This is a genomic window from Ascidiaceihabitans donghaensis (genome assembly GCF_900302465.1).
In the GTDB taxonomy this organism is placed as follows: domain Bacteria; phylum Pseudomonadota; class Alphaproteobacteria; order Rhodobacterales; family Rhodobacteraceae; genus Ascidiaceihabitans; species Ascidiaceihabitans donghaensis.
In genome coordinates this window covers 3,568,090-3,592,151 of sequence record NZ_OMOR01000001.1, presented here as the reverse complement: position 1 = coordinate 3,592,151, position 24,062 = coordinate 3,568,090, and the positions used below count along the sequence as shown (strand labels likewise).

Genomic DNA, 24,062 nt, shown 5'->3' with positions numbered 1-24,062 from the left:
GATTTACATCAGCCCACTCAGTGATTTGGCCAAAGTGTTGCAAATGAAAGCGGCAAAGGAAAGGCAGATAGAGGGAATTGAAGGGTCAGGAAAACCCGACCCTTCGATGTTTTAGGTCACCACGTTAAAGTCGGGACCGTAGGGGTAGCCTGTGATGTTTTCGGCCCCGTCTTCGGTGATGATCAAAATGTCATGTTCGCGGTAGCCGCCTGCGCCCGGTGTGCCATCCGGGATCGTGAGCATCGGCTCCATTGAAATCACCATGCCGGGTTCCAGCACTGTGCCGATGTCTTCGCGCAGCTCTAACCCTGCTTCGCGTCCGTAGTAGTGGGACAGCACACCAAAGGAATGGCCGTACCCAAATGTGCGATGCTGCAGAAGGTCGCGTTCTGCGAAAAATGCGTTCACGCCAGCGGTAACTTCTGCGCAGGACGCGCCGGGTTTCAGCAAGGACATGCCCAGTTCATGCGCGCCGATGTTGGCTTCCCAATACCCAAGGCTCGCATCGTCCACGGTTTCCACAAACATGGTCCGTTCCAACGCGGTGTAGTAGCCCGAGATCATGGGGAAGGTGTTCAACGATAGGATGTCACCGCGTTCCAATATGCGGGCGGTGACGGGGTTGTGAGCGCCGTCGGTGTTCAGGCCCGACTGGAACCAGATCCATGTGTCGCGGTATTCCGCGTCGGGGAAGCGTTTGGCGATTTCCAGTTCCATCGCGTCGCGGCCTGCCATGGCCACGTCAATTTCGCGCACCCCTGCCTTGACGGCATCGCGCACCGCATACCCACCTACGTCTGCGACAGCGGCGCCCGCGCGGATCAATTCGATTTCAGCAGCAGATTTGTGCATCCGTTGCACCATTGTGGTCTCGTAGAGGTCCACGGTTTTGGAGGGGGACAAGAACCCGCGTAGTTTTTCCATCTGCAAGAGACTCAGGTGATCGGATTCGTACCCAACGACTTTGCCTGATCCCGCCACAGACAAGGCGGCACGCCAGAAGTTGTCGCGCTGCCAGTCGGTGTAGGTGATGTTGTCGCACCAGGACCGACGCCAGGGTTGGCCCGCATCAATGCCCGCGCTGAGGGTGACGCATTCTGTGGCCGTTACAACGACAGCATAAGGGCGGCCAAAGGCGCAGTACGTGAAGCCGGAATAGTAAGACACATTGTGCATAGAAGTCAGCACAGCGGCGTCGACGCCTAACGCAACCATACGCTTGCGTAGGTCTGCGAGCCGTGCCTCGTATTCGGCAACGGCGAATTGCAACGGCGCTTTTGTGCCATTGTGGAAGCGGTGAAAATCAGGACGTGTGGTCATGTCAGACCCTCCTTTGCAGAAAGGTCCCGGCGTTCAGGACAAGTTGTATGAAAAGCCACCCGCGACGCCATCGTCGGGCAGGTTTTCTTTAAGACGCTTAGGTGTTTCCGGTCAAGCGTTTGATCATGTCGCTGTGCGGATCTGCCAGCGCGTCGATCACGTTGAAGTGGTGCATGCCCTCTGCAACGACTTCATCGCAGCCCCAAGCGTCTGCCAGCCACATGGATTGATCCAGAAAGGCGGGGCGCTCGGACCCGCCGACCCAGACTGTAACAGGTGTGTTTGGTTTGGGTTGTGCCATCGGGCTTTCGGCTTGCGCCATACCTGCGTCCATTTGGAAGTCTTTGTTCATAGACGTCTGCAGCAGGGGCTCCAGATCGCTCAGTGGTGAAATTGGCATCACGTGGTAAATCCGCGACATGACATCCGATGGCAGCATCCCAGGCGCACACATGCGCGCCACAAGATGCCCCCCCGCCGAGTGTCCAGCAAGGCTGATGGGGCCCGGAACGCGGTGGGCGATGACCTGTACGGCTTGGGCAATCTGCTGCGTGATGCCTGCGATGCGAACATCAGGGCATAGATCATAGGATGGCATGGCCACGGCCCAACCCTGCGCCAAAGCGCCCTTTGCAAAATGCGACCAAGTGGACCGGTCAAACCGCAGCCAGTAGCCACCGTGCACAAAGATCAGCAAGCCGTTGGGTTCGCCTTCGGGGTGAAACAGGTCAAAGACCTGACGTTTGGACGGGCCATAAGGCACCCCAATATCGGCACGTGCGCCAAGCGAAGTGCGAAAGCTTTGTGCGGCTTCATCCCATCGCGCGGGGTAGTCTGATGCGCCTTCGATATAGGCTGCATTCGCATAAGCATCGTCCATACCCGACATCACATTACCCTCTTTGACCTAGACAACAGGCACATTACTTGGTTTGGCTGCATGCGCAATCGCCAGAGGACGCATTATGCTAGATACAGCCACAACCCTTTCATCCATGCTTAACGATCCAAGCCTTTTGGAAACCCGCGCCTATGTGGGCGGCAAGTGGCTTGACGGTGATAAAGGCACGTTTGAAGTCAGCAATCCTGCCCGTGGCGACGTTGTGGCCGAAGTGGCGGATCTAAGCCGCGCACAGGTGGCGGGTGCGATCGCTCAGGCTGAGGTGGCGCAGAAAGACTGGGCCAAGTGGACAGGCAAAGAACGCGGTGCTGTTTTGCGCAAGTGGTTTGACCTTATGATGGCAAACCAAGACGATCTTGGTGCGATCCTGACGGCCGAACAAGGCAAGCCGCTGGCAGAGGCCAAAGGTGAAATCGCATATGGTGCATCTTTTGTGGAATTCTTCGCCGAAGAAGCGAAACGGATATACGGCGAAACCATCCCGGGGCACCAACGTGACAAACGCATCACGGTTGTGAAGCAGCCTATTGGCGTTGCAGCGTCGATCACGCCATGGAACTTTCCCAACGCGATGATTACGCGCAAAGCGGCCCCTGCTTTGGCGGCTGGTTGTGCCTTTGTTGCGCGTCCCGCAGAATTGACGCCGCTGTCAGCCATCGCAATGGGCGTGTTGGCAGAGCGGGCTGGTATTCCGGCAGGTGTATTTCAGGTCGTTACGACGTCCGACGCATCCGAGACCGGCAAAGAGTTCTGCGAAAACCACGCGGTGCGGAAATTGACGTTCACAGGGTCGACGCAGGTGGGCCGCATTTTGCTGCGTCAAGCGGCGGATCAGGTGATGAAATGTTCGATGGAATTGGGCGGCAATGCCCCTTTTATCGTGTTTGACGATGCGGATTTGGATGCTGCCGTGGAAGGTGCGATGATGTGCAAATTCCGCAACGCCGGGCAAACCTGTGTTTGTGCGAACCGTATTTACGTCCAATCGGGCGTGTACGATGCGTTCGCGGAAAAGCTGAAAGCCGCCGTTGAGGCCTTGAAAGTCGGCGACGGATTTGAAGACGGCGTCACCACAGGGCCGCTGATCTCTGATGCGGCTGTGGCAAAAGTGCAAAACCATCTGGAAGACATCACCGCCAACGGCGGCGCGGTTCTGACCGGGGGCGCACCATCCGATCTAGGCGGATTTTTCATGCAGCCCACAATCGTGACAGGCGTCACGCAGGACATGAAAGTTGCCCATGAAGAAACCTTTGGCCCCCTTGCGCCGCTGTTCAAGTTCGACGATGTGGACGATGTGATCGCCATGGCCAATGACACAATCTTTGGGCTGGCGGCATATTTCTACGCCAAGGACCTCAGCCGCGTTTACAAGGTGTCGGAAGAACTGGAATACGGCATTGTCGGCGTGAACACCGGAATTATCTCGACCGAAGTCGCACCTTTTGGCGGCATCAAACAATCCGGTTTGGGCCGCGAAGGCAGCCATCACGGGATCGAGGAATTTTTGGAAATGAAATACGTCTGCATGTCCGTCTGAGATGTCTCTAAGCTCTGCCATACCGACGCTCAAAACCTTGGGTGTCGGTGTGGGCGGAGCCTGTCTTGCCCGTCTGTTGCACATGCCATTGCCGGATCTTACAGGGCCCGCCTTTTGCGTCAGCGCGGCAGGCCTTGCAGGGCTGCAATTGGAACTGGACGATAAGGTCCGCAACATCGCATTTGTCATTCTTGGAATGTCCGTTGGTGCGGGAATGACAGCGCAGGCCACGCAAATGCTGGTGCAGCTGCCTTTGGCTTTTGTGGCATTGATGCTGTCGACGATCTTCGGGCTTGGTGCTTGTTGGTGGGCCCTGGTGCGCTTTTTCAAATTCGACGTACAAAGCGGGCTGCTTGCGGCGTCGCCTGGGCATCTGAGCTTTGTTTTGAGCATTGGCGCACAATACGATCTTGATCTGGCGCGTATCACAATTGTGCAATCCATTCGATTGCTTGCCCTAACGTTGATTACCCCTGTGGTTGCTCTTGTTCTTGGGGTGTCTTCGTCCACGACCATGGTCGGGGCAGGGGCGTCCATGACGGTGTGGATGATTTTGATCCTGGCTGCGTTGGGATATGCCGCCAGCCTGGTTTTGTCGCGGATCAACACGCCAGCCCCTTTGTTGATTGGGGCGATGCTGGTGTCGATGTTGGGCCATGGCAGTGGGGTGACACCGGGCCAAATGCCCTTGTGGCTTGCGGTGCCGGCCTTTGTGGTACTGGGAACGCTTATCGGGACGCGGTTTGGGGGCGTGAGTGTTAATGCGCTAAGGGCGGCCGCCATTGCAGGGCTGATGGCGACGCTGATCACGACGGCAACGGCGGCTGGATTCGCGGTTCTGACAGCCGCGCTTTTGGGTATAGACATCGGGGCGCTGCTGATTGCCTTCGCGCCGGGCGGGCTTGAAACAATGGTCGCCATGAGCATCGCGTTAGGCATCGCGCCGGGCTTTGTCGCCGCCTGCCATTTGGCACGTCTTCTGGTCCTTTCAGTGGCGGTGCCTGTGCTGTTTGCCAGAACGCAGAATGGCGCGGGGCGGTGAATTTTTTTTGGAAAAAAATTCCGTTGCGCCAAGGATCGGTGGACGAGACACGTCCAACCCCTGAGATGCGCGAAAAAACCGATGATATTGACCTTGCTTTGGCTGCTGCAGGCGGAGATGCAGATGCTTTTTCAGTTTTGCTGGCACGGCGGTACGACGGGCTGTTTCGCCTGTGCTTTCGCCTGACCGGATCGAAAGTCGAAGCCGAAGACCTGACGCAAGACATTTGTGCAATGCTGCCGTCCAAGCTGCGCAGTTACAAAGGCAACGCAGCCTTTACGACATGGCTTTACCGCATTGCAGTAAATGCCAGCCACGATCGCAGGCGCAAACAGGCGACACACACCCGCGCAGCTGTGGGGTGGGGTGATTGGGAAATGAACCGGCAGGCTGAAATCGCTGAAGGGCAGCAGCAGGCCGATTGGTTGGCTATGGCGATGTGCCAATTGCCGCAAGATTTGCGGGATACGCTTGCGCTTGTGTTGGATGACCTGACGCATGCCGCCGCCGCCGATGTTCTAGGGGTGTCCGAGGGCACAATCAGCTGGCGAATATCGCAAGCCAAGAAACAACTAAGCGCTTTGCGCGACATCGAGGATCAGACATGAGCGACGATCTGAACGACATCAAAGCCATGATGCAGGCCGCAACGCCTGACCCTGACGCGGATAAAAAAGCGGCTGATCTGGCTTTGGCACAAAAAAACTTTGCAGCCCTCCAAGGATCGGCTGACGGCACGCGTCTTACTGTTGATCGGCCCACAACGGGCCTTTGGACAGGAGCGAAAAATATGATTGCCAAACTTACCACACCCGCCGGATTGACGGCTTCGACCGCTTTGGTTGCGGTTGCAATGATTGCGTTTTTGCCGATGGATTTCAGCAGCACACGCCCGACAGGGGTTTCCCGAAACGAAGCGCAGTTGGCACCTGAGTTTGCTGTGGCACCGGTATCCGAAGAGGTCCCCGAACCCGCACCCGCGCCGCGCACGGCAGCCAAACGCGACACCGCGGCACCCGAGCGTTTGATGGGGGCCGATGACAGCATTGCAAACGGCGCAACAAACGGTGCTGCTGACATGCAGGTGACAGGTGCTATCGCAGGATCCGCCCCTGCACAGATCATCCGCCAACGCGAACCTGTGCTGCAGGATCAGGGCAACACCGAAGACTTCGCCAACGCCCAGACAAATCCGGTTCAAGTGACGTCTGAAACCCCGGTTTCGACATTTTCCATCGACGTCGATACCGCAAGTTATGCCGTGGTCCGCAACAGCCTGACCCATGGGCAAATGCCGCCCAAAGACGCTGTGCGGATCGAAGAAATGGTGAACTATTTTTCCTATGCGTACCCGACGCCGGAAGGTCAGCCATTTCAGCCAACGGTATCGGTTGGCCAAACCCCTTGGAACCCGGGCACCCAGCTTGTGCATATCGGCATCCAAGGCATGTTGCCTGCGCTGGAAGACCGCCCGCCGCTGAATTTGGTGTTCCTGATCGACACGTCAGGATCGATGAACCAAGCCAACAAACTGCCCCTTCTCAAGCAATCTTTCCGGTTGATGTTAAGCCAATTGCGTCCCGATGACGAAGTGGCGATTGTGGCGTATGCGGGCAGCGCGGGGCAAGTGTTGGCGCCGACAAAAGCGGCTGAACGCACGACGATCCTGAACGCGCTCAATGCGTTGCAATCGGGGGGCGGCACGGCGGGACAAGCGGGTTTGCAACAAGCCTATTCGGTCGCGGAACAAATGACACAGAACGGCGACGTCAGCCGCGTTATTCTGGCCACGGACGGTGACTTTAATGTTGGACTTAACGATCCTGAGCAGTTGAAAACCTTTATTGCAGACAAGCGTGACAGTGGGACTTACCTAAGCGTTCTGGGCTTTGGACGTGGCAATCTGGACGATGCGACAATGCAGGCCTTGGCACAAAACGGCAACGGAACGGCGGCCTACATCGACACATTGTCTGAGGCGCAAAAGGTGCTGGTTGATCAATTGTCAGGGGCGCTGTTCCCCATCGCCAACGACGTAAAAATCCAGGTTGAATTCAATCCCGCGACAATTGCCGAATATCGCTTGATCGGTTACGAAACCCGCGCTTTGAAGCGTGAGGATTTCAATAACGACAAGGTAGATGCAGGTGATATCGGGGCGGGGCACAGTGTGACGGCGTTGTATGAGGTCACGCCAACGGGATCTGCTGCGGTCTTGAATGACCCATTGCGCTACGGCGCATCGGAAACCCCACGCACCAGTGATGAACTTGGCTTTTTGCGACTGCGGTATAAAATGCCCGGCGATGCAAACAGCCAGCTTGTTGAGACGGCGATAACGCCGGACCTTGGCCCATTAAGCGACGCAGGTTTTGCCAGCGCCATCGCAGGCTTTGGACAGCTGTTGCGCGGGTCGGATTATCTGGGGGACTGGGGATATGCCGATGCAATTGCTTTGGCAACCCAAACCAAGGGTGATGACCCCTTCGGTTACCGCGCAGAGGCAATCCAACTTATGCGTTTGGCGCAAAGCCTCAGCGAATAGGCCTAGGGTCAGGATCCTAGTTTGCAGCGACCAATGTAAAGCTCATCGGCATCTGCGCGGCGCGGTCTGCGTAGATGTCGAACTCCGCTTCGCGGTTGGAATGGGGGTGCTCTGTAAGGTTTTCGATGCAAAGCCCCGCCGCGATGCATCCGTTCAGAATTGCGCCCATTGTGTGGGAAAACCAGTATCCTGTAGGCGCGTCGCCCCCGTCACTGCCATCATAGGTGATGCCCCCTTCGTGAATGTCGGGCGCGGTGTCAAAGTAGCTGTATTCGGGCTCGAACGGAGTGTCTGTTTCGGGGGCAAACATCTCTAGCACAGGGTGGGTTTCGTAAATCACCAGTTTTGCGTCAGGGGCCATCAGGTCGAAGACGACCTGAAAGAACCTTGGCAAATCAGGCATCCATCCCAACACGCCGATGGTGATCAAAACCAAATCAAACTGGCCAATATCATCGGGCAGATCGTAGATGTTGGCCTCTAGCAGTCGGGGCGTTAGCCCTGCGGCCTGCGCCAGCTGGGCCCCTTGCGCCAGAAACGCGGCCGATTGATCTATGCCGAGGGCGGGCACCGCACCAAAGGACGCCAAAGACAGCAATTCGCGGGCATTGTTGCACCCCACTTGCACGACGCGCTTCCCCTTTAGGTCCAAGTGCTCAAGGGTCTGCGTGATGCAATCGTCAAACACTGAAAATGCAGGTTGGGCGGCTTGGGTAAGCAGTGTTTCCCATGCCGGACCGGTGCCGTGCAAATGGGCAGAGGCGTCCCATGTTCGCTTGTTTGCGGCGGCATAGGCTGCCGTATCATTGCGGTCGATTGTCATGTGTCAAATACCCCCTTTTGAAGAATGCTACCGCAAATGCAGGTGGACGCCAACTGCGGCGCCGCAAACGCGATGCAAACAAGGGACGCATGCAAAAAGGCCCGAGGTGTCCCCCGGGCCTTGCACCTGTTTGCTGTGCGCGACTGGCGCGTTTAGTTCACGGCTTTCGCGTCGACGACATCTGTTTCCACCGCTTTTTGCGACGAGATTTCGATGCGACGCGGTTTCAGTGCCTCGGGCACTTCGCGTGCAAGATCGATATGCAGCATGCCGTCCGCATGGCTTGCACCTGTCACCCGCACGTGATCGGCCAAATGGAACCGGCGTTCAAAGGCGCGGGTTGCGATGCCGCGATGCAGGTACTTGCGCGCGCCTTCGTCTTCGACCTTTTTGGCTGTGACGATTAGGGCATTTTCGCGCACTTCGACGTTCAGTTCAGCGTCGGAAAAACCGGCGACTGCGATGGAAATGCGATATGCATCGTCATCTGTTTTTTCTATGTTGTAAGGGGGGTAGCTGTTTTGCGTGGGCTCACTGCTCATCACGCGATCCATCAAATCGGCGATCTGATCAAAGCCAACAGTGGCACGGTGCAACGGTGCAAAATCAAGTGTACGCATAGGTATAATCCTCAGTTCAAGAGCGATTCATAGGTCAGGTTCTCCGATATCGGACGAACCCAGATTAGTACCGGAACCCAACATTAGGCATTCCGGTACTGAGAATTTGGGCATGATTTTTGACGGTTCAAGACCCAAACGGCGAAATTACGGTTTGACGAATTTTGCGCCGATGCTTTTGCGCGATGTGCCGTTCAGGGCCGTGCCGCCTGAACCGACGCGCAGGCGCTTGATGCGGGCGGCCGGCGCAGGGGCAATGGCCAACTGTCCGGATCGCAACTGCTGCTTTAGGTCCGGCACAACGGCTTGGACATCCACGCCCAATGCCACCTTACGCCCGTCCCAAACGGACATGGCTGACACCACAGCCATAATCTTGGCGCGTCCGTTCATTTGCGTGAACACAGGTGCGCCTGACGATCCATAGGTGACATCGCAATCAAAAACCAAGACCGCGCCTTGGCGTTCTTTCATCTGGCATTCGTTCTGTCGCGATTGGGCTTCGGATCGGTTGCGGCCGTAAGACACAATGCTGACAGGGCCGCGCACCACGCGATCTTGATGTAGTGCAAAAGGGTTCAATTGATAGACTTGCACAGGCTTTTCCAGCCGCAACAAAGCTGCGTCGTGCGATATATTGGCATAGCTGGACGCCGCGCGTGGATTGAACTTTGGGTGGGCCGCAACCTTGGCCACACGCACATGGGCTGCAGCCTTTCCGTCGCGCAATCCGGCCCTGAAGGTCATGTTTTCAGGTGCGTGGGCCTGTCCTGTGTCCATGTTGTAGACGCAATGGGCGGCGGTCACGACAAGATCATCTTCGATTAAAGTGGCAGAACAGAACCCGCCACCCGCGATGTCCAAACGCCCAACAGCCTGCCAGGCTTGCGCGTTCAGTTCGCTGTCCAGTTTGCGCAATTTCGTGGTTTGTGCGCTGGCACCCGTTGCGGCGATGACCAAGGCCGCGATCCATCCAACCAAGCGCATCATGGTTTGATAAACTTTGCGCCAGTGTCGTTTCGAATGCCGCCAACACGCACACGCCCTGCGTCCGCGGTGGCGATCATTTCGGCTTGCAGGCGTGCCAATGGGGCACCCAAAGCTGTGCCTAAAGACACTTTGTCACCTTTGACTTCTGCTTTGGCGGAAACGACGGACACGATATGCGCCGCACCATTTTCAAAGGTGAAAATGGGGGCTCCGGAAGACCCGAAATCGACAGAACACGACGTCACAAGAACACCTTCCTGCCGGGCCAACACGGTGCAAACTTCTTGCAATGATGGCGCTTCTGCGCGGTCTTTGGCATAGCTGACGACGCCCACCTTATCACCCTTGCGGGGGCGCGCGGCGGTGCCAAACGGGGCAATCTTTGAATTTCGAATGGGGCGGGCCAATTGCAAAAGGGCCAGATCATTGCGCACACGTTCGGATGATACGTCGCCTTCAAACGCATACTCGGGATGCACAACGGCCCGCCGCACATCGCGGTACGCCGACGCGCGACCATTGCGCCACCCTGCTAGAAATTCGATGGTTTGCGGATCGATAGGGGCCCCTGACGCTTTGTCAAACAAGCAGTGGCCTGCCGTCAGAACAAGGTCCGGCGCAATCAATGCACCAGTGCAAAACCCTGTGCCACCAATGTCCAATCGCCCGACAGCTTCCCAGGTTTTGCCTGCATCGGATGTATCGAGGCGGCGCAGCCGTGCATCCTGTGCGAAAGCCGCAGAGGTGATCACCAGAACCATGATGGAAAGAGACATCCAGCGCCGCAAAACCGCTATCCTTTGTTCGTGTTGTCACTGGCTAGCGTCAACTTAAGGCGAAATTAGGGCAAAGTGGTCGGGAATGGTGTGAATAAAGTAAAAAGCGCGGTTACGTCAGGCCGCGCTTGGCACTATCTGAGCATCGGAATTTCCGGCGCTGCATTTGGGCCACGGTCCAGACCCGCTGGACGCGGCCCTCCTGTCGCCCAATCCAGCAATTCAACGGTATGCACCACGGGCACGCCCGCCGCTGACCCGATCTGCATCATGCACCCAATGTTGCCGGCTGCGATTACATCGGGGTTCTTGGCTTCAAGCGTGCGCACTTTGCGTTCTTTCAACTGCTTGGAAATTTCGGGCTGCATCAGATTATAGGTGCCGGCCGACCCGCAACACAGATGCGGATCAGAGGGTTCGACGATGGTGAACCCTGCCTTTTTCAGCAGCGTCTTCGGGTGGGTTTTGATCTGTTGACCGTGTTGCAAGGAACAGGCCGAATGATAGGCTACAACCATGTCCTTATCGGTGCCTGCCTCGATGTCCAAATCCATCAAGACCTCAGAGACATCTTTGGCGATGCCTGCAACTCGCGCGGCATCTGCGGCCAAAGGGTCATTGCGGAACATGTGGCCGTAGTCCTTAACAGTCGTACCACACCCCGATGTGTTGATGACGATGGCGTCCAGCCCGCCATTGTCCATTTCCGCCGCCCAAGCCTTGATGTTTTTGGCGGCGGTCGCGTGGCTTTCTTTCGCTTTGCCCATGTGGTGGGTCAGCGCACCACAGCATCCTGCACCCTCGGCGACCACCACTTCGCAACCCATGCGGGTCAGCAAGCGGATGGTGGCGTCATTGATGTCAGTGTTCAACGCCTTTTGCGCACAGCCCGTCATTAGGGCGACCCGCTTTTTGCGTGGGGCCTGCGCCACAAAGGTCTGGGGATCGTCGTTGCGCGACACGGGCGGGATGTGTTTCGGGGCCATTTCCAACATGGCTTTCAAACGCGGGTCGGGCATAAACCGGGCAAAAGGGCGCCCGATCTTGGCACCCAGCAACGCCACGCGAAAGCGCATCGGATAGGGAAGGATTTGCGCCAAAATCCAACGCAAAACACGGTCGCTTAAGGGGCGTTTGTAGTTGTCTTCAATGTACTCTCGCGCATGATCGACCAGATGCATGTAATGCACACCAGAGGGGCAGGTGGACATGCAGGCCAGACAACTCAGGCAGCGGTCGATGTGCTTGACGGTTTTCTCATCCGGCACACGCTCGTTTTCCAGCATGTCTTTGATCAGGTAGATGCGGCCGCGCGGGCTGTCTAACTCGTCGCCCAACACCTGATATGTGGGACATGTGGCCGTGCAAAATCCGCAATGCACACAGGTGCGCAGGATTTTGTTGGAATGTTCTATGGCAGGGTCTTTGAGCTGCTCTGGTGTAAACATCGTTTGCATATCGTTGCGTCCTTAGCCTGTCATAAAACGGGCTGATGCCAGCCCAAACCACGGCACAGCAGTGCCAAAAGCGCCCAAAACAGCGGTCCAGTTGTGCATTCGCACACTTGGATCCGCCATGCGCAGGCGCTGCACGCCAAGCGCCAAAATTCCCACCCACGCAATCCAGATCAATCCGACGGTGATCCAGGTCAGAGACGGATCGCTGCCCCAGCGCCCTAAAAAGCCAAAGCGTAAGGCAAGGCTGACCAGCAAGGTGCTAAACGAGATGCCCGCCAACAGACGAAATTGCGCCAACGACGGCGCAGGGCGCACCAACCGAAAGAAAATCAACGGGCCCGCGACGAAAACCATCAGGAATATGACGACAAGAGAGTTCACGCGGCCATCAAGCCCGGATTCAAGATGCCTTTGGGATCAAAGCGTTGACGCAACCCTTTGGTCAACATCGCAACGCCAGCCTCTTCGGGATGAAAACGCGGAAATCCGGACCCGCGCACCAAGGTCACATGGCCCTTAAAGCCACGCAGACGGGTCCGCAGGTCTGTGCCTGGCGCCATGCGCAACCAAACAAGGCCACCAGCCCAATCCATAGTCGCCTGTTCTGCCCCTGCAGCGGCGATAACTTGTGCGCCGTCAGAAGGTGCGACCGAAACACGCCAAATGTCACCGTCTTTTTGCTGAAAGCAGACTTGGGCATTTACGTCTTGCCAGATTGCGGAACTGTCTGCGGTGGCGCAGGTGATGTCGGCCCCGAACTGCGCCAGCTGTTTTGTCAATTGCGCGACACGGTATGTCACGGACGCTTCAAACCCCTCTATACGGATCAAGGTGACCGGCGCTGCGGGGTCTTCGGAATGGGCTGCACCGGACACATCGTAAGGAGAGCCCAACGCCGATGCCATCGCTTCAACGGCCATTGCATTGCTGAGGCCGTGGATCATAACGGTGGCCTCGGTTTCAGGGGCCGGCAAGACTTTCAAAGCAACTTCTGTCAGAACACCCAAAGTGCCCCAGCTGCCTGACATCAACTTGACCAAATCATAGCCGGTGACGTTTTTCATCACCCGCCCACCGTTCTTCACGATTTGCCCCATGCCATCCACATAACGCACACCCAAGGCAAAATCGCGGGCAGCACCGACTTGGATACGTCGCGCGCCAGAATTGTTGGTGGCAATAACGCCGCCAATTGTGGGGGTGCCCATGACGCCGGTCAGGCCGCGGTAGTCAATCGGTTCAAAAGGCAGACGCTGGTTTTCAGCGGCCAATGCGGCTTCAACGTCGGCAACGGGGGTTCCGGCCTTCACAACAATGGTCAGTGCGCCGGGTTCATACAGCTCGATGCCACTCATGCTGGCAGTGCTTAAAGCGGCACCTTCCCCTTCAAGCCCGCGGGTGCCACCGCCCTGCACCCAGATTGGCGCATTGGCAGAGGCCACGTAGTCGGCCAGTTCCTGTTCTGTTTGAGGTGTTATCATTTTTCTTTTTTCCAAAAATCCCGAGGGAGATGCGCGGCGCAGGGGGCTGAGGGTGGGGGATCACTCGGCTGCAATCTGCAGTGCTCTGCGGTCTTCTGTAACATTCAAAGGAAACACTTTGGCGGCGTTCAGCAACCACTGGGGATCAAAGACGTCTTTTACCGCCATTTGGGCTTCCAAATCAGCAGGGGCATACTGATAGCCCATCAAGTCGCGCTTCTCGATGCCGACGCCGTGTTCACCCGTCAGGCATCCCCCCGCATCGACGCAAAGTTTCAGAATCTCAGCACCCATTTGCTCGCACAACTCAAGGTCGCCTTCTTTGTTGGCATCGAACAATATCAAGGGGTGCATATTGCCGTCGCCGGCGTGGAAGACGTTGCCGACTTGCAAACCGAATTCGTCGGACAACTCGCCGATGCGACGCAAAACCATTGGCAAAGATGACACAGGGATTGTGCCGTCCAGACACATGTAGTCACTGATTTGTCCAATGGCGCCAAAGGCTGATTTGCGGCCAAGCCAGATTTTTGCGCTTTCTTCCGGGGATTTGCTTTCACGCACTTCCACAGGATCATGACGATTTGCAATATCGACAATAAGGGCCAACTGGTGGTCGATTTCCTGCTCGGACCCTTCGACTTCGATAATCAGCAAAGCATTGCAATCAGGATAACCGGCTTGGGCAAAGTTTTCTGTGGTCTCAATGCACAAGCGGTCCATGAATTCGATGGCCACGGGCAAGACACCGGCTTTGATGATGTCCGAGACACAGGCCCCCGCGACTTCGTTGTCGTTGAACCCGACCAACACAGGACGCGCACCTTCGGGTTTGTGCAAAATGCGCAAGGTGGCTTCGGTCACAACGCCCAATTGGCCTTCGGAGCCACAGACAAGGCCCAGCAAATCCAGACCGGCGGCGTCCAGATGTGCGCCTCCGATTTCGGTCACTGTCCCATCCATCAAAACCATGGTGACGCCCATCAGGTTGTTTGTGGTGACACCATACTTCAAGCAATGTGCGCCGCCAGAATTCATCGCAATGTTGCCTGCAATGGCGCAAGCCAATTGGCTGGAAGGATCAGGGGCGTAAAAGAACCCGTCCTCTTCGACAGCGCCCGTCACGGACAAATTGGTGCGGCCTGTTTGTACGCGTACGTACCGGTCCGCATAGTTGGTTTCCAGAACATCGTTCATTCGCGCGACGCCCAGAATAACGCAGTCTGCTGTTGGCAGGGCGCCGCCAGCCAAAGACGTGCCTGATCCACGGGGGACCACGGGGACGCCTTCCTCATGACAAATGCGCAGTATATCGGACACTTCTTGTGTGCTTGTGGGTAGCACAGCGGCCATAGGCGGGCAGCGATAGGCCGTCAGGGCGTCACATTCGTAGGCGCGGGTTTCCATGGGGTCGTGGATGACCGCATCTTGGGGCAGCACGGATTGCAAACGCTCCACCACACGGGCTTTGCGGGACAATACAGATGCGGATGGAATTGGCATTTCCATGTGGGAATCCTCCAGTTGGTAAAATAATATTACCAATTTTGCGGGATGGCAAGTTTTAAGACGGCGCTGTACACCGCAACCATGACCTGGATTGATCGCATTGCCTTTTTCTCGACATTGGACGTCATCGCTGTCGGATTTCTTTTCAGCGCATGGTTTTTTATCGGAGTGTGGATCGACAACCCGACCAAAGCCAACCCTTCAGTCAGCACACTTATGGCCGGATACAGACGCGAATGGATGCGGCAGATGGTGACACGCGATCCGCGCATCTTTGACGCACAGATCCTTGCCAGTCTGCGCCAGGGCACGGCCTTTTTCGCGTCTACCTCGATGCTTGCTATTGGCGGGACCTTGGCTTTGATCGGGAACGGTGAACGCGTCAGCGGGCTTGCGCGCGAATTGATCCTTGTATCCGATCCTGCGTTTGTCTGGGAAATCAAATTGTTGGTGATTGTGTTCTTTCTAAGCAACGCCTTTCTAAAGTTTGTCTGGTCGAACCGGCTGTTTGGTTACACGGCTGTTTTGGTGGCGTCGGTGCCCAATGATGCGGAAGATTCCCGGGCTATGCCACGTGCGATGCAAGCCGCCGAGATTAGCATAACGGCCGCACGGGGGTTCAATCGTGGCCTGCGCGCCGTCTATTTTGCGATGGCGACAGTGGCTTGGCTGGCGGGCCCGATCACTTTGATTGTGGCCACAACATTCACGTTGGGGGTCATCTACCGCAGAGAATTTGCATCGGCGTCTCGAAAAATTCTGTTGAACACACAAGCGTGACTTTGTCGGGCACTCAATTCTGCTAGGAATATGCCATGAAATACATCCTTGCCGTTCTGGCCCTGACCACAGCCGCCGCAGCAGAGCCGCCGAAAATCACCAAGGTGACAGCCATTGAGCTGGGCGGCACGTGGCGGTTTGACGTGACTATCGCGCATCCCGACACTGGATGGGACCATTATGCGGACGGGTGGCGTGTTCTGGACATGAACGGCAAAGAACTGGGCATGCGGGTTCTGGGCCACCCCCACGTCAATGAACAACCCTTCACCAGATCGTTGTCGGGGGTGGCTGTTCCCGAAGGGACAAGGCAGGTGCAAATTCAGGCCCGGGATTTACCCGGCGGATGGAATGAAACCACCACGATCGTGGACCTCAACTAAACGACTAGGCTCAGGACCCATTAATCTTAATGGGTCCTGAGCCTAAGCAGCGTTTATTCGCCGTAGGGTATCCAGATGTTCTTGACCTCTGTCGCAGCCTCCAAAAAGGCTTTTCCGGCACCGGCAGAGCCAAACCAATCGCGACCCATGCCGTGATTGACCCACGTCCGTTTCAGGTTGGTTGCAGCACCTGTTTCGATTTCTGCGGACAGATCAGAAGCGGAAAATGACCACACGGCATCCACACCCATATGGGTGGCCAATGCCCCGGCCATATCACCATGTGGACCCGTCAGAATGTTCACGACACCCGCAGGCACATCGGATGTGTCCAGCAATTGGTAAAAGTCTGTCGCAATCAGGGGATAGGGTTCCGACGCGGCCAAGATCACGCGGTTGCCCATCGCAATCGCCGGCGCCATGCACGACACCAGCCCCAACAGGGGCGGCGCGTCGGGGCAAAGTGCTCCTATAATGCCTACGGGTTCTTTCATTGCCAAAGCGACGCCCCGAATAGGGACGCCATGCGCTTGCCCATCAAACTTGTCTGCCCAAGCAGCATAGGTGAACAGGCACGAAATAGCGGCATCGACTTCCTTGGTGCCGCCTTTGCCACCTTGTGCGGCATTTAAGGCGTCGGCAAAACCCTCGCGCCGCGCAGATAGGTTTTCGGCCAGATAATACAGGATTTGGGCGCGTAAATGTCCCGTCGTTTTTGCCCAACCTTTGGCTGCGATGGCCGCTTCGACTGCATTGCGCACATCTTTGCGGTTGGCTTGCGGGACATGTCCGATCAGGGTGCCATTCTTGGCGTAGCTGGGGGCAGAGTATCCGCTGTCGGGACGCGTTTGTTTGCCGCCAATATAAAGCTTGGCCGTGCGGTCCAGACCTTCGGGGCCGCCCTTGCCTGTGTTCGGGGATACGGGCTTGAGCGGTTTATGGGGGGACACGTCTTTTGTGTAGGCTCCCAAGCCCTCCCAACCGCCTTCGCGGCCAAATCCGCTGTCGCGCACTCCACCGAACCCTGCGGCCGCGTCAAACATATTGGTGCCATTCACCCATACCACGCCAGCCGCCAGTTTCGGGGCTACATCCAATGCAAGATTGATGTTTTCCGACCAAACAGAGGCCGCAAGACCGTAGCGTGTGTTATTGGCGACCTCGACAGCCTCAGTGGGGGTGCGGAAGGTTGTGGCGACCAGAACCGGACCAAAAATTTCTTCCTGCATAAGCGTGTCTGCGGGATGTAGGCCTGTGATCAGCGTGGGTGGAAAGAAACTTCCGTTGGTTGGCATATCAACAGCGGCCTGATGCATGTGACCGGCAGAGTTGGCGTCGACCATCGCGGTTATGGCATCCAGCTGCGCCGGATCAACAATGGCGCCCACGTCGATGGATTTGTCCAAGGGGTTGCCGATACGCAGCTTGTCCATGCGGGCGCGCAGTTTGGTGTAGAAGGCGTCAGCTACGGGTTCTTGCACCAAAAGGCGTGACCCTGCGCAACACACTTGGCCCTGATTGAACCAGATCGCGTCCACCAAACCTTCGACGGCGGAATCGAGATCTGCGTCATCAAAGACGATGTAGGGTGATTTGCCTCCCAACTCCAATGTCAGGGATTTTCCGGTGCCTGCAGTGGCTTGACGAATGCGGCGGCCCACAGCGGTTGATCCTGTGAATGCGATCTTGTCGACGTCCGCGTTGACGATCATTTCGCCGACATCACCGTAGCCAGTCACGATGTTTACGACACCTTTTGGCACACCAGCTTGCATGCAAATATCGGCAAACAACAAGGCGGTCAGTGATGTATATTCCGCAGGCTTCAAAACCACGGTGTTGCCCATTGCCAAAGCGGGGGCGATTTTCCATGCCAGCATCAAAAGCGGAAAGTTCCAAGGCACAATCTGGCCGCAAACGCCCAAAGCCGCGCGACCTGGTAATTCGCTGTCCATCAACTGGGCCATGCCCGCGTGGTAATAGAAGTGGCGTTGCGCCAAAGGCACGTCTATGTCGCGGCTTTCGCGGATCGGTTTGCCATTGTCCAGCGTTTCAAGAACAGCAAACAAGCGGCTGTGTTTTTGCAAAAGACGGGCGATGGCATAAAGGACACGAGCGCGGCCATGGCCACCCAAAGCGGCCCATTTGGGCTGGGCTTTTCGGGCTGCCGCCACGGCGCGTGTGACGTCTGCGTCGGTTGCTTGGGTTAGGGTTGCAAGCACGTCGCCCGTGGCCGGGTTTTTGCTGTCGAACCCTGCGCCGGGATCTGTGAACGCGCCATCAATGAAATGACCGAATTGTCCGCCTTGATCCACGATCCAAGCCAAAGCTTCGGATGCGTTTTCAGGGGCGGTGCCGTAATCCATGGTTTCAAAAATCTCTTTGACGCTCATTTTCTCAGGTCTTTCGTGTGGTTGGCTGGCGGTTTCTTTGAAAGAAACCGCACCGGAAAAATGCAATTTTTCCGCAGCCTAGCCCATGGGGTTTCGGTATCCGGCAGCATAAGCGCCAGTCAGGTGGTGGTCCAGTTGCCGTTCTATGTCGCCCAACAAAGACGACGCACCGAACCGGAACAGATCAGGTTGAAGCCAGCGGTCGCCAAGTTCTTCCTTGATGAGGGCAAGATATGTGATCGCGTCCTTGGCCTTTGAAATGCCGCCTGCGGGTTTATAGCCTACACGGTATCCTGTGCGATCAAAGTAGTCGCGGATCGCACGCAGCATCACCAGCGTGACCGGCAACGTCGCATTGACGCTTTCCTTGCCCGTGGACGTCTTGATGAAATCGGCCCCCGCCATCATGCACACAAGTGACGCACGCGCCACATTGCGCAGGCTGCCAAGTTCGCCCGTTGCCAAGATGGCTTTTACATGCGCATCACCGCAAGCGTCCCGCATTTGCTTCATTTCATCATAAAGCGCGTGCCAGTTGCCTGTCAGGACATGTCTGCGCGAAATGACAATGTCGATTTCATGGGCACCGGCTGCCACGCTTTCCTTGATCTCTTGCAGGCGCAGATGAAACGGGGACAGCCCTGCTGGAAAGCCTGTCGACACGGCAGCAACCGGAATACCCGTGCCTTGCAACGCCTGCACCGCGGCGGGGATCATCTCGTGATAGACGCAAACCGCGCCAGTTGTTAGCCCGTCCATCCCCAAGGCTTGCAACACTTCGGCCCGCACAGGGTGTTTTGCTTTTGCGCACAATCGTCCCACACGCATTTCAGTGTCGTCGCCCGACAAGGTTGTCAGGTCGATGCAACTGACAGCTTTCAGCAACCAAGCGGCCTGATGTGTCTTTTTCACGGACCGTCGCGCGGGCAATGCCGCGCAGCGCCGTTCAATCGCAGAGGTGTTGGCTTGCACCCGCGCCACCCAATCCAGATCCAGCGCCATCCCCGGATTGCGCGGTTCTGTCACCTGCGGCAAGTGTGCGGTGTGGGTTTGCGTCTGGGCGTGTTCTGATGTGGTCAAAGCCATGGATGGCACCTTTTCCCTTCAGGGTTTGCGGGCGAAACGATCCCTCTCAGGTGGCATGCGTCACCTTTAAGTGCAAGGCGTTGCATAAAAACGCAGCGCGACGTCAGCGGGTTTACCCGAAAAACGCCGCCTGCACAAAATCTGCACAACTGCCCCCCAAACCTTACGCAACCCGCCTGTCATGTCATCCCTCAAAGACGGATCAAAAAGGACAGGGACATGAAATCATTCGCCATAAGAGGTGTGCCACATACCATGCAACAAGATGGTTGGTGGTTGTCGAGCGGCCCAAAGGAACAAAAAACCGACGGCGCGACCATAGACAGCTCAAAATTCGGGGGGTGGTCGCGACTGTTGCTGCTTTTGGTGCTGATTGCCCTTGGGGACATGCTGTTTTGGAAGGTCACGCCCGGCGTGTCGCTGGCAGCCTTCGCTGTCATTCTGGTTCTGGCCGCGCTGTCCCTGATCCAACCTGCTTTGTCAAAGCGTCGGCTGGCGATCATTGGCATGGGCACCGTGTTGGCTGTTTTGCCAGTCATTGAGCTGGTTCAGCCCTTGTCGGTGTTGATTTTGGTTGTTGGTGTGTCAGCTGTTCTCAGCATCGCAGCCGGGGTGCCATGGCACCGCCTGCAGACCGCTACACTGCGGTTTTGGGTTGTGGGGTTCGGACAAACCACGCGGGATATATCGCATGGTGCCACACGTGTCAGCGCCCCGAAATGGAGCACAACCCGTGCCCAGGCCTTTGCGATTGGATGGGCGCTGCCTATCGGTTTTGGTGTGTTGTTTTTGGTTCTGTTTGCACGGGCCAATCCGCTCTTGTCCGACGCGATTGAGGCGCTTGTGCCAAACAGACTGCCGGATCTTGATGTATGGCGCTGGGCGCTTTGGCTGACTGTGGGGGGGATTGCATGGCCTTGCCTGATCCTGTGGCGGTTGAAGGAGCAGTTGCGCCGCGATGGGCCTGCAAATGTTGCGCTGCCAAAGTCGAAACTGATCAACGGTCAGGCTGTTTTGCGGTCCTTGTTGATCTTTAATCTGATGTTTGCGGTTCAAACTGTCACCGATGTCGCGGTTCTGGCCGGGGGCGCTTTGCCCGAAGGCATGAGCTATGCGACCTATGCGCACCGCGGCGCCTACCCTTTGCTGATCACGGCGCTTCTTGCTGGCATTTTCACCATGATCGCCCGACCCTTTGCGAAAGAAATTCCGCTGGTGCGTGTGCTGTTGTTGGTGTGGACGCTGCAAACGCTGGCTTTGGTTCTGGGATCGGCAGTGCGTCTGGACGCATATGTCGATGTTTATGGATTGACCCGTTTGCGGTTGGCCGCTGCCGTCTGGATGGTGCTTGTCGCTGCAGGCCTATGCGTCACGTGGGTGCAGGTGTGGCGGGGCGAGGTCGCGGCATGGATGTTGGTACGTGTTGGTGTTCTGGGGATTTGCGTGTTGTACGGCGCATCGTTGGTCAGCTTTGACAGGGTGATTGCGACGCACAATTTGACCCATGACGTCAAGCTGGACACACATTACCTTTGCACTCTGGGCGAGGCTGCTGCCCCTGTCATTGCGCGCTACACGCTGCGCCAACGCTTTGACGGGTGCCCCGATTACGCGTCTCCCATCACTTTTGTGGCGCAGCCCCGCGACATTCGGGAATGGGGCTTTCGGAATTGGCGGGTGCGCCGTAGTCTGACCGCGAATGCACCTGAAGGCCTGTTACAATGACCCATTCCATTCTGATCGTGGATGATGATCCGGAAATCCGCCAAGTGGTGCGCATCGGCCTGACCCAAGCGGGCCACACCGTAGAAGAGGCAGGCGACGGGGCCGAAGGGCTGGCCAAAGCGCAATCCGGTCGCTTTGATTTGGTGGTGCTGGATATTGGGATGCCGCGCATGGACGGCCTTGAGGTATGCCGCACCCTGCGTCGAACCCACACAACGCCGATCCTTTTCCTAACGGCCCGAAACGATGAAATTGATCGGGTTCTGGGGTTCGAGCTGGGCGGAGACGATTATGTGGTCAAACCTTTTTCGCCACGTGAATTGTCGGCACGCGTGAAAGCCATCCTGAAACGCAGTGGCGCGGTTGATCCTGTGACCGAAGCGCCAAAGGGGGTGCAGCGCGGTTGCTTGACGCTGAATGCGGATCGGCACTTGTGTGCGGTTGCGGGTGTGCCTGTCGCGTTGACGGCACGTGAAATGGCGCTGCTGGCGCATCTTATGGCCCATCCTGACCATGTGTCGGCACGGCCCGCTTTGACGGATGCGATGTATGGCATGAACATCCATGTCAGTGACCGTACAGTTGACAGTCACTTGCGCAATCTGCGCGCCAAACTGTCCGCAGCCGGATGTGCGGATGCAATTGAAACGGTACATGGCGTTGGCGTGCGGATGGGTGCATGCAGCGAATAACACGCAAATGGCGCCCCCCTTTGGCACTGGTGATTGGTGGCGGCCTTGCGGGGGTGCTGATGACCCCGTTGGTCGCAATCGTGTATTACCGTGTTTTTGGCAACATCATGAGCGCCAAGGAAGTGGCCCTTTTGGTGACGCTGATTGCGGTGGTGGCGACCAGTATTCTGGGCTTCTTGTTGTGGCGTTTGGTGCTGCGCCCTGTTTATGCGCTGACACGGCATGCCAGCGCGTTGAAAACCGGACGACGTGATAGCGCTGCCCCCGAACATTTCGGCACGCCTGAATTTCACGCTTTGGGTAAAAGCATCATGGATATGGGCGAAACGCTCCACAATCGTGCGGAATCTATGCGCGCGTATGCCGACCACGTGACACATGAGTTGAAATCGCCACTGACCAGCATTCAAGGGGCGGCCGAGCTTTTGGATGACGCGTCGTTGCCTGAAACAGACCGCGCGGCTTTGACAGCGACTTTGATCACATCCAGCAAACGCATGGCCGCTTTGCTGGATGATTTGAGACACCATGCCAAAGCAAGCCAGCAGGCCGGCCCCGGAGAGGCCGGTTTGCAAGATGCGCTGCCCGTGATGCCGGGTTTGGACATCCGCGTCGAGGGGGCTGATCCGGTGCCAATGCCTTTGGATGATCTAAGTGCGGTTCTTGTGCAGCTGGCGCAAAATGCGGCGGCGCATGGTGCAGATACGCTGGATATCTTGTGGGAAGGCGGACATATGGTCTTGGCGGACAATGGTCGCGGTATTGCGGCAGGCGACCGCGCCCGCGTGTTTGATCCGTTCTTCACCACGCGGCGGCCTGATGGGGGCACAGGCATGGGTCTGAGTATCGTGCGCAGTTTGATCGGGGCGCACGGTGGGCGTATTGAAGTTTTGTCGCCAGAAAACGGTGCCTCATTTTTAATCACATTTGACTGATCTTTTGGGCGCACACCGCAGTGTGAATGAGAATCGTTCGCAAAAACTTGACAAGTTGCAAATGACTCGCATATTCATTCCAAGTAGCCTTGGAGGTCACATGCACACCCGTCGCCAGTTTCTAGCTGCATCAACTGCAGCAATCACCGCCTTCTCGACCACGTCTGCCTATGCTGCAGGGCCGTTGTCAGTTGTTGCGACAACAGGAATGATTGCGGATGCAGTGCGTCGTATTGCGGGCGATGCAGTGACTGTGAAGGCCCTTATGGGACCAGGTGTTGATCCACATGCGTATCGTCAGACACGCAGCGATATTGCGGCCATGGCGCGGGCCGATTTGGTGTTGTGGCACGGATTATACCTTGAAGCGCAAATGGAAGATTTCTTTGGTGATCTGGGACGCAAGCGCATGGTGGTGCCGGTCGCAGAAGGTTTGCCAAAAGATCAATTGCTGGGCCACGACGATTACGAAAACCGTTTTGACCCCCACGTGTGGATGGACCCGTCCATGTGGATTGGCGTTGTGCAAGCTGTTGCCGAGGCTTTGGGGGAAGCCCGCCCTGATCTGGCGGGAACATTTAATGCCAACGCAAACGGCTATATGGAAGAGCTAGAGGTTCTGGCAGCTTATGGCACCGAAACTCTGGCTTTGGTGCCTGAAGAAAAACGCGTTTTGCTGAGCGCCCACGACGCCTTTGGCTATTTCGGGCGGGCCTACGGGTTTGAAGTGATCGGAATTCAAGGGATTTCCACGGAATCCGAAGCCGGTTTGAACCGCATCAGTGCCTTGGTTGATATGTTGGTGGCGCGGAAACTGCCTGCCGCATTTGTCGAAACGTCTGTGTCGGATCGCAATATTCGCGCGTTGATCGAAGGGGCCGCCGCACAGGGCCACACCGTCAAAATCGGTGGCGAACTTTACAGCGATGCCATGGGGCCTGACGGGTCTTACGAAGGCACATACATTGGCATGATCGACCATAACATGACAACGATTGCGGGCGCTTTGGGGGCCACGGTCGATCCCGGTGGAATGTCGGGAAAACTGGGACTGGAAAGCTGAT

22 protein-coding genes are annotated in these 24,062 nt (G+C 56.8%); 10 read left to right on the top strand and 12 right to left on the bottom strand.

Features of this window, described 5'->3' with window-relative positions; all coding sequences use genetic code 11:
* Positions 1–111 precede the first annotated feature (111 nt).
* Together ASD8599_RS17885 and ASD8599_RS17880 are read right to left on the bottom strand one after the other, a co-directional pair.
* Positions 112–1,320 (bottom strand): aminopeptidase P family protein, encoded by a 1,209-nt coding sequence (locus tag ASD8599_RS17885; protein ID WP_108829797.1) that lies wholly within the window; start codon positions 1,318–1,320, stop codon positions 112–114.
* 97 nt (positions 1,321–1,417) lie between these two features.
* Entirely contained in the window at positions 1,418–2,209 is a 792-nt protein-coding gene (locus tag ASD8599_RS17880; protein ID WP_108829796.1) for an alpha/beta hydrolase, read from the bottom strand.
* Between the two features lie 76 nt (positions 2,210–2,285).
* Between ASD8599_RS17880 and ASD8599_RS17875 the strand changes: the two genes are divergently transcribed.
* The 4 genes from ASD8599_RS17875 to ASD8599_RS17860 all read left to right on the top strand — a co-directional run bounded on the left by ASD8599_RS17875 (position 2,286) and on the right by ASD8599_RS17860 (position 7,348).
* Positions 2,286–3,761 (top strand): NAD-dependent succinate-semialdehyde dehydrogenase, encoded by a 1,476-nt coding sequence (locus tag ASD8599_RS17875; protein ID WP_108829795.1) that lies wholly within the window; start codon positions 2,286–2,288, stop codon positions 3,759–3,761.
* A 1-nt stretch (position 3,762) separates the two neighbouring features.
* Positions 3,763–4,803, top strand: a complete 1,041-nt coding sequence (locus ASD8599_RS17870) for an AbrB family transcriptional regulator (protein WP_108829794.1) — start codon at positions 3,763–3,765, stop codon at positions 4,801–4,803.
* A gap of 65 nt (positions 4,804–4,868) precedes the next feature.
* On the top strand, positions 4,869–5,411 hold the full coding sequence (locus ASD8599_RS17865) for an RNA polymerase sigma factor (protein ID WP_108830263.1): 543 nt from the start codon (positions 4,869–4,871) through the stop codon (positions 5,409–5,411).
* Positions 5,408–7,348: a vWA domain-containing protein gene (locus tag ASD8599_RS17860; protein ID WP_108829793.1), complete on the top strand. Its 1,941-nt coding sequence runs from the start codon at positions 5,408–5,410 to the stop codon at positions 7,346–7,348. Before ASD8599_RS17865 ends, ASD8599_RS17860 begins: the two co-directional genes overlap by 4 nt.
* A 16-nt stretch (positions 7,349–7,364) precedes the next feature.
* Here the strand turns inward: ASD8599_RS17860 and ASD8599_RS17855 are convergent, their stop codons facing one another.
* The 8 genes from ASD8599_RS17855 to ASD8599_RS17820 all read right to left on the bottom strand — a co-directional run bounded on the left by ASD8599_RS17855 (position 7,365) and on the right by ASD8599_RS17820 (position 15,004).
* A complete protein-coding gene (locus tag ASD8599_RS17855; RefSeq protein ID WP_108829792.1) occupies positions 7,365–8,171 on the bottom strand; it encodes a class I SAM-dependent methyltransferase in 807 nt (268 codons plus the stop codon).
* 152 nt (positions 8,172–8,323) lie between these two features.
* Positions 8,324–8,791, bottom strand: coding sequence for an Hsp20 family protein (locus ASD8599_RS17850; RefSeq protein WP_108829791.1), 468 nt, complete (start codon positions 8,789–8,791; stop codon positions 8,324–8,326).
* A gap of 147 nt (positions 8,792–8,938) precedes the next feature.
* Positions 8,939–9,781 carry a trypsin-like serine peptidase gene (locus ASD8599_RS17845; RefSeq protein ID WP_108829790.1) on the bottom strand — a complete coding sequence of 281 codons (843 nt, stop codon included), beginning with the start codon at positions 9,779–9,781 and terminating at the stop codon, positions 8,939–8,941.
* Positions 9,778–10,557, bottom strand: a complete 780-nt coding sequence (locus ASD8599_RS17840; RefSeq protein WP_422664756.1) for a trypsin-like serine peptidase — start codon at positions 10,555–10,557, stop codon at positions 9,778–9,780. The genes ASD8599_RS17845 and ASD8599_RS17840 overlap by 4 nt, the downstream gene beginning before the upstream one ends.
* A 134-nt stretch (positions 10,558–10,691) precedes the next feature.
* The gene (gene glcF, locus ASD8599_RS17835; protein WP_108829789.1) at positions 10,692–12,014 is read right to left on the bottom strand and encodes a glycolate oxidase subunit GlcF; all 1,323 of its coding nucleotides are present in this window, start codon (positions 12,012–12,014) and stop codon (positions 10,692–10,694) included.
* 12 nt (positions 12,015–12,026) lie between these two features.
* Positions 12,027–12,395 (bottom strand): hypothetical protein, encoded by a 369-nt coding sequence (locus tag ASD8599_RS17830; RefSeq protein WP_108829788.1) that lies wholly within the window; start codon positions 12,393–12,395, stop codon positions 12,027–12,029.
* The gene (locus ASD8599_RS17825) at positions 12,392–13,495 is read right to left on the bottom strand and encodes an FAD-binding protein (protein ID WP_181364531.1); all 1,104 of its coding nucleotides are present in this window, start codon (positions 13,493–13,495) and stop codon (positions 12,392–12,394) included. Before ASD8599_RS17825 ends, ASD8599_RS17830 begins: the two co-directional genes overlap by 4 nt.
* A 60-nt stretch (positions 13,496–13,555) precedes the next feature.
* Entirely contained in the window at positions 13,556–15,004 is a 1,449-nt protein-coding gene (locus ASD8599_RS17820; RefSeq protein ID WP_108829787.1) for an FAD-linked oxidase C-terminal domain-containing protein, read from the bottom strand.
* Positions 15,005–15,085: 81 nt separating this feature from the next.
* On the opposite strand from ASD8599_RS17820, the gene ASD8599_RS17815 reads away from it, so the two are divergent.
* Positions 15,086–15,784 (top strand): DUF599 domain-containing protein, encoded by a 699-nt coding sequence (locus ASD8599_RS17815; protein ID WP_108829786.1) that lies wholly within the window; start codon positions 15,086–15,088, stop codon positions 15,782–15,784.
* 35 nt (positions 15,785–15,819) lie between these two features.
* Entirely contained in the window at positions 15,820–16,167 is a 348-nt protein-coding gene (locus ASD8599_RS17810) for a hypothetical protein (RefSeq protein WP_108829785.1), read from the top strand.
* Positions 16,168–16,220: 53 nt separating this feature from the next.
* On the opposite strand, the gene ASD8599_RS17805 is transcribed toward ASD8599_RS17810, so the two are convergent.
* Positions 16,221–18,560 (bottom strand): aldehyde dehydrogenase family protein, encoded by a 2,340-nt coding sequence (locus tag ASD8599_RS17805; protein ID WP_108829784.1) that lies wholly within the window; start codon positions 18,558–18,560, stop codon positions 16,221–16,223.
* A gap of 78 nt (positions 18,561–18,638) precedes the next feature.
* A complete protein-coding gene (gene deoC, locus ASD8599_RS17800; protein WP_108829783.1) occupies positions 18,639–19,646 on the bottom strand; it encodes a deoxyribose-phosphate aldolase in 1,008 nt (335 codons plus the stop codon).
* Positions 19,647–19,865: 219 nt separating this feature from the next.
* Between deoC and ASD8599_RS17795 the strand changes: the two genes are divergently transcribed.
* From ASD8599_RS17795 to ASD8599_RS17780, 4 genes are all read left to right on the top strand, one after another.
* Positions 19,866–21,371 carry a DUF4153 domain-containing protein gene (locus ASD8599_RS17795; RefSeq protein ID WP_108829782.1) on the top strand — a complete coding sequence of 502 codons (1,506 nt, stop codon included), beginning with the start codon at positions 19,866–19,868 and terminating at the stop codon, positions 21,369–21,371.
* Positions 21,368–22,063, top strand: a complete 696-nt coding sequence (locus ASD8599_RS17790; protein WP_108829781.1) for a response regulator transcription factor — start codon at positions 21,368–21,370, stop codon at positions 22,061–22,063. Before ASD8599_RS17795 ends, ASD8599_RS17790 begins: the two co-directional genes overlap by 4 nt.
* Complete coding sequence (locus ASD8599_RS17785) at positions 22,051–22,998, top strand: sensor histidine kinase (RefSeq protein ID WP_108829780.1); 948 nt, start codon at positions 22,051–22,053, stop codon at positions 22,996–22,998. The genes ASD8599_RS17790 and ASD8599_RS17785 overlap by 13 nt, the downstream gene beginning before the upstream one ends.
* A gap of 100 nt (positions 22,999–23,098) precedes the next feature.
* Positions 23,099–24,061 carry a metal ABC transporter solute-binding protein, Zn/Mn family gene (locus ASD8599_RS17780; protein WP_108829779.1) on the top strand — a complete coding sequence of 321 codons (963 nt, stop codon included), beginning with the start codon at positions 23,099–23,101 and terminating at the stop codon, positions 24,059–24,061.
* Position 24,062 lies beyond the last annotated feature (1 nt).

Excerpts from the sequence above, each read along its gene's own strand:
- ASD8599_RS17825 (WP_181364531.1), bottom strand. The coding sequence starts at position 13,495 with ATGATAACACCTCAAACAGAACAGGAACTGGCCGACTACGTGGCCTCT.
- glcF (WP_108829789.1), bottom strand. The coding sequence starts at position 12,014 with ATGCAAACGATGTTTACACCAGAGCAGCTCAAAGACCCTGCCATAGAA.
- ASD8599_RS17870 (WP_108829794.1), top strand. The coding sequence starts at position 3,763 with ATGTCTCTAAGCTCTGCCATACCGACGCTCAAAACCTTGGGTGTCGGT.
- ASD8599_RS17845 (WP_108829790.1), bottom strand. The coding sequence starts at position 9,781 with ATGATGCGCTTGGTTGGATGGATCGCGGCCTTGGTCATCGCCGCAACG.
- ASD8599_RS17860 (WP_108829793.1), top strand. The coding sequence starts at position 5,408 with ATGAGCGACGATCTGAACGACATCAAAGCCATGATGCAGGCCGCAACG.
- deoC (WP_108829783.1), bottom strand. The coding sequence starts at position 19,646 with ATGGCTTTGACCACATCAGAACACGCCCAGACGCAAACCCACACCGCA.
- ASD8599_RS17810 (WP_108829785.1), top strand. The coding sequence starts at position 15,820 with ATGAAATACATCCTTGCCGTTCTGGCCCTGACCACAGCCGCCGCAGCA.
- ASD8599_RS17790 (WP_108829781.1), top strand. The coding sequence starts at position 21,368 with ATGACCCATTCCATTCTGATCGTGGATGATGATCCGGAAATCCGCCAA.
- ASD8599_RS17780 (WP_108829779.1), top strand. The coding sequence starts at position 23,099 with ATGCACACCCGTCGCCAGTTTCTAGCTGCATCAACTGCAGCAATCACC.
- ASD8599_RS17850 (WP_108829791.1), bottom strand. The coding sequence starts at position 8,791 with ATGCGTACACTTGATTTTGCACCGTTGCACCGTGCCACTGTTGGCTTT.
- ASD8599_RS17820 (WP_108829787.1), bottom strand. The coding sequence starts at position 15,004 with ATGGAAATGCCAATTCCATCCGCATCTGTATTGTCCCGCAAAGCCCGT.
- ASD8599_RS17875 (WP_108829795.1), top strand. The coding sequence starts at position 2,286 with ATGCTAGATACAGCCACAACCCTTTCATCCATGCTTAACGATCCAAGC.
- ASD8599_RS17795 (WP_108829782.1), top strand. The coding sequence starts at position 19,866 with ATGAAATCATTCGCCATAAGAGGTGTGCCACATACCATGCAACAAGAT.
- ASD8599_RS17805 (WP_108829784.1), bottom strand. The coding sequence starts at position 18,560 with ATGAGCGTCAAAGAGATTTTTGAAACCATGGATTACGGCACCGCCCCT.
- ASD8599_RS17785 (WP_108829780.1), top strand. The coding sequence starts at position 22,051 with ATGCAGCGAATAACACGCAAATGGCGCCCCCCTTTGGCACTGGTGATT.
- ASD8599_RS17880 (WP_108829796.1), bottom strand. The coding sequence starts at position 2,209 with ATGTCGGGTATGGACGATGCTTATGCGAATGCAGCCTATATCGAAGGC.
- ASD8599_RS17815 (WP_108829786.1), top strand. The coding sequence starts at position 15,086 with ATGACCTGGATTGATCGCATTGCCTTTTTCTCGACATTGGACGTCATC.
- ASD8599_RS17840 (WP_422664756.1), bottom strand. The coding sequence starts at position 10,557 with ATGTCTCTTTCCATCATGGTTCTGGTGATCACCTCTGCGGCTTTCGCA.
- ASD8599_RS17855 (WP_108829792.1), bottom strand. The coding sequence starts at position 8,171 with ATGACAATCGACCGCAATGATACGGCAGCCTATGCCGCCGCAAACAAG.
- ASD8599_RS17885 (WP_108829797.1), bottom strand. The coding sequence starts at position 1,320 with ATGACCACACGTCCTGATTTTCACCGCTTCCACAATGGCACAAAAGCG.
- ASD8599_RS17865 (WP_108830263.1), top strand. The coding sequence starts at position 4,869 with ATGCGCGAAAAAACCGATGATATTGACCTTGCTTTGGCTGCTGCAGGC.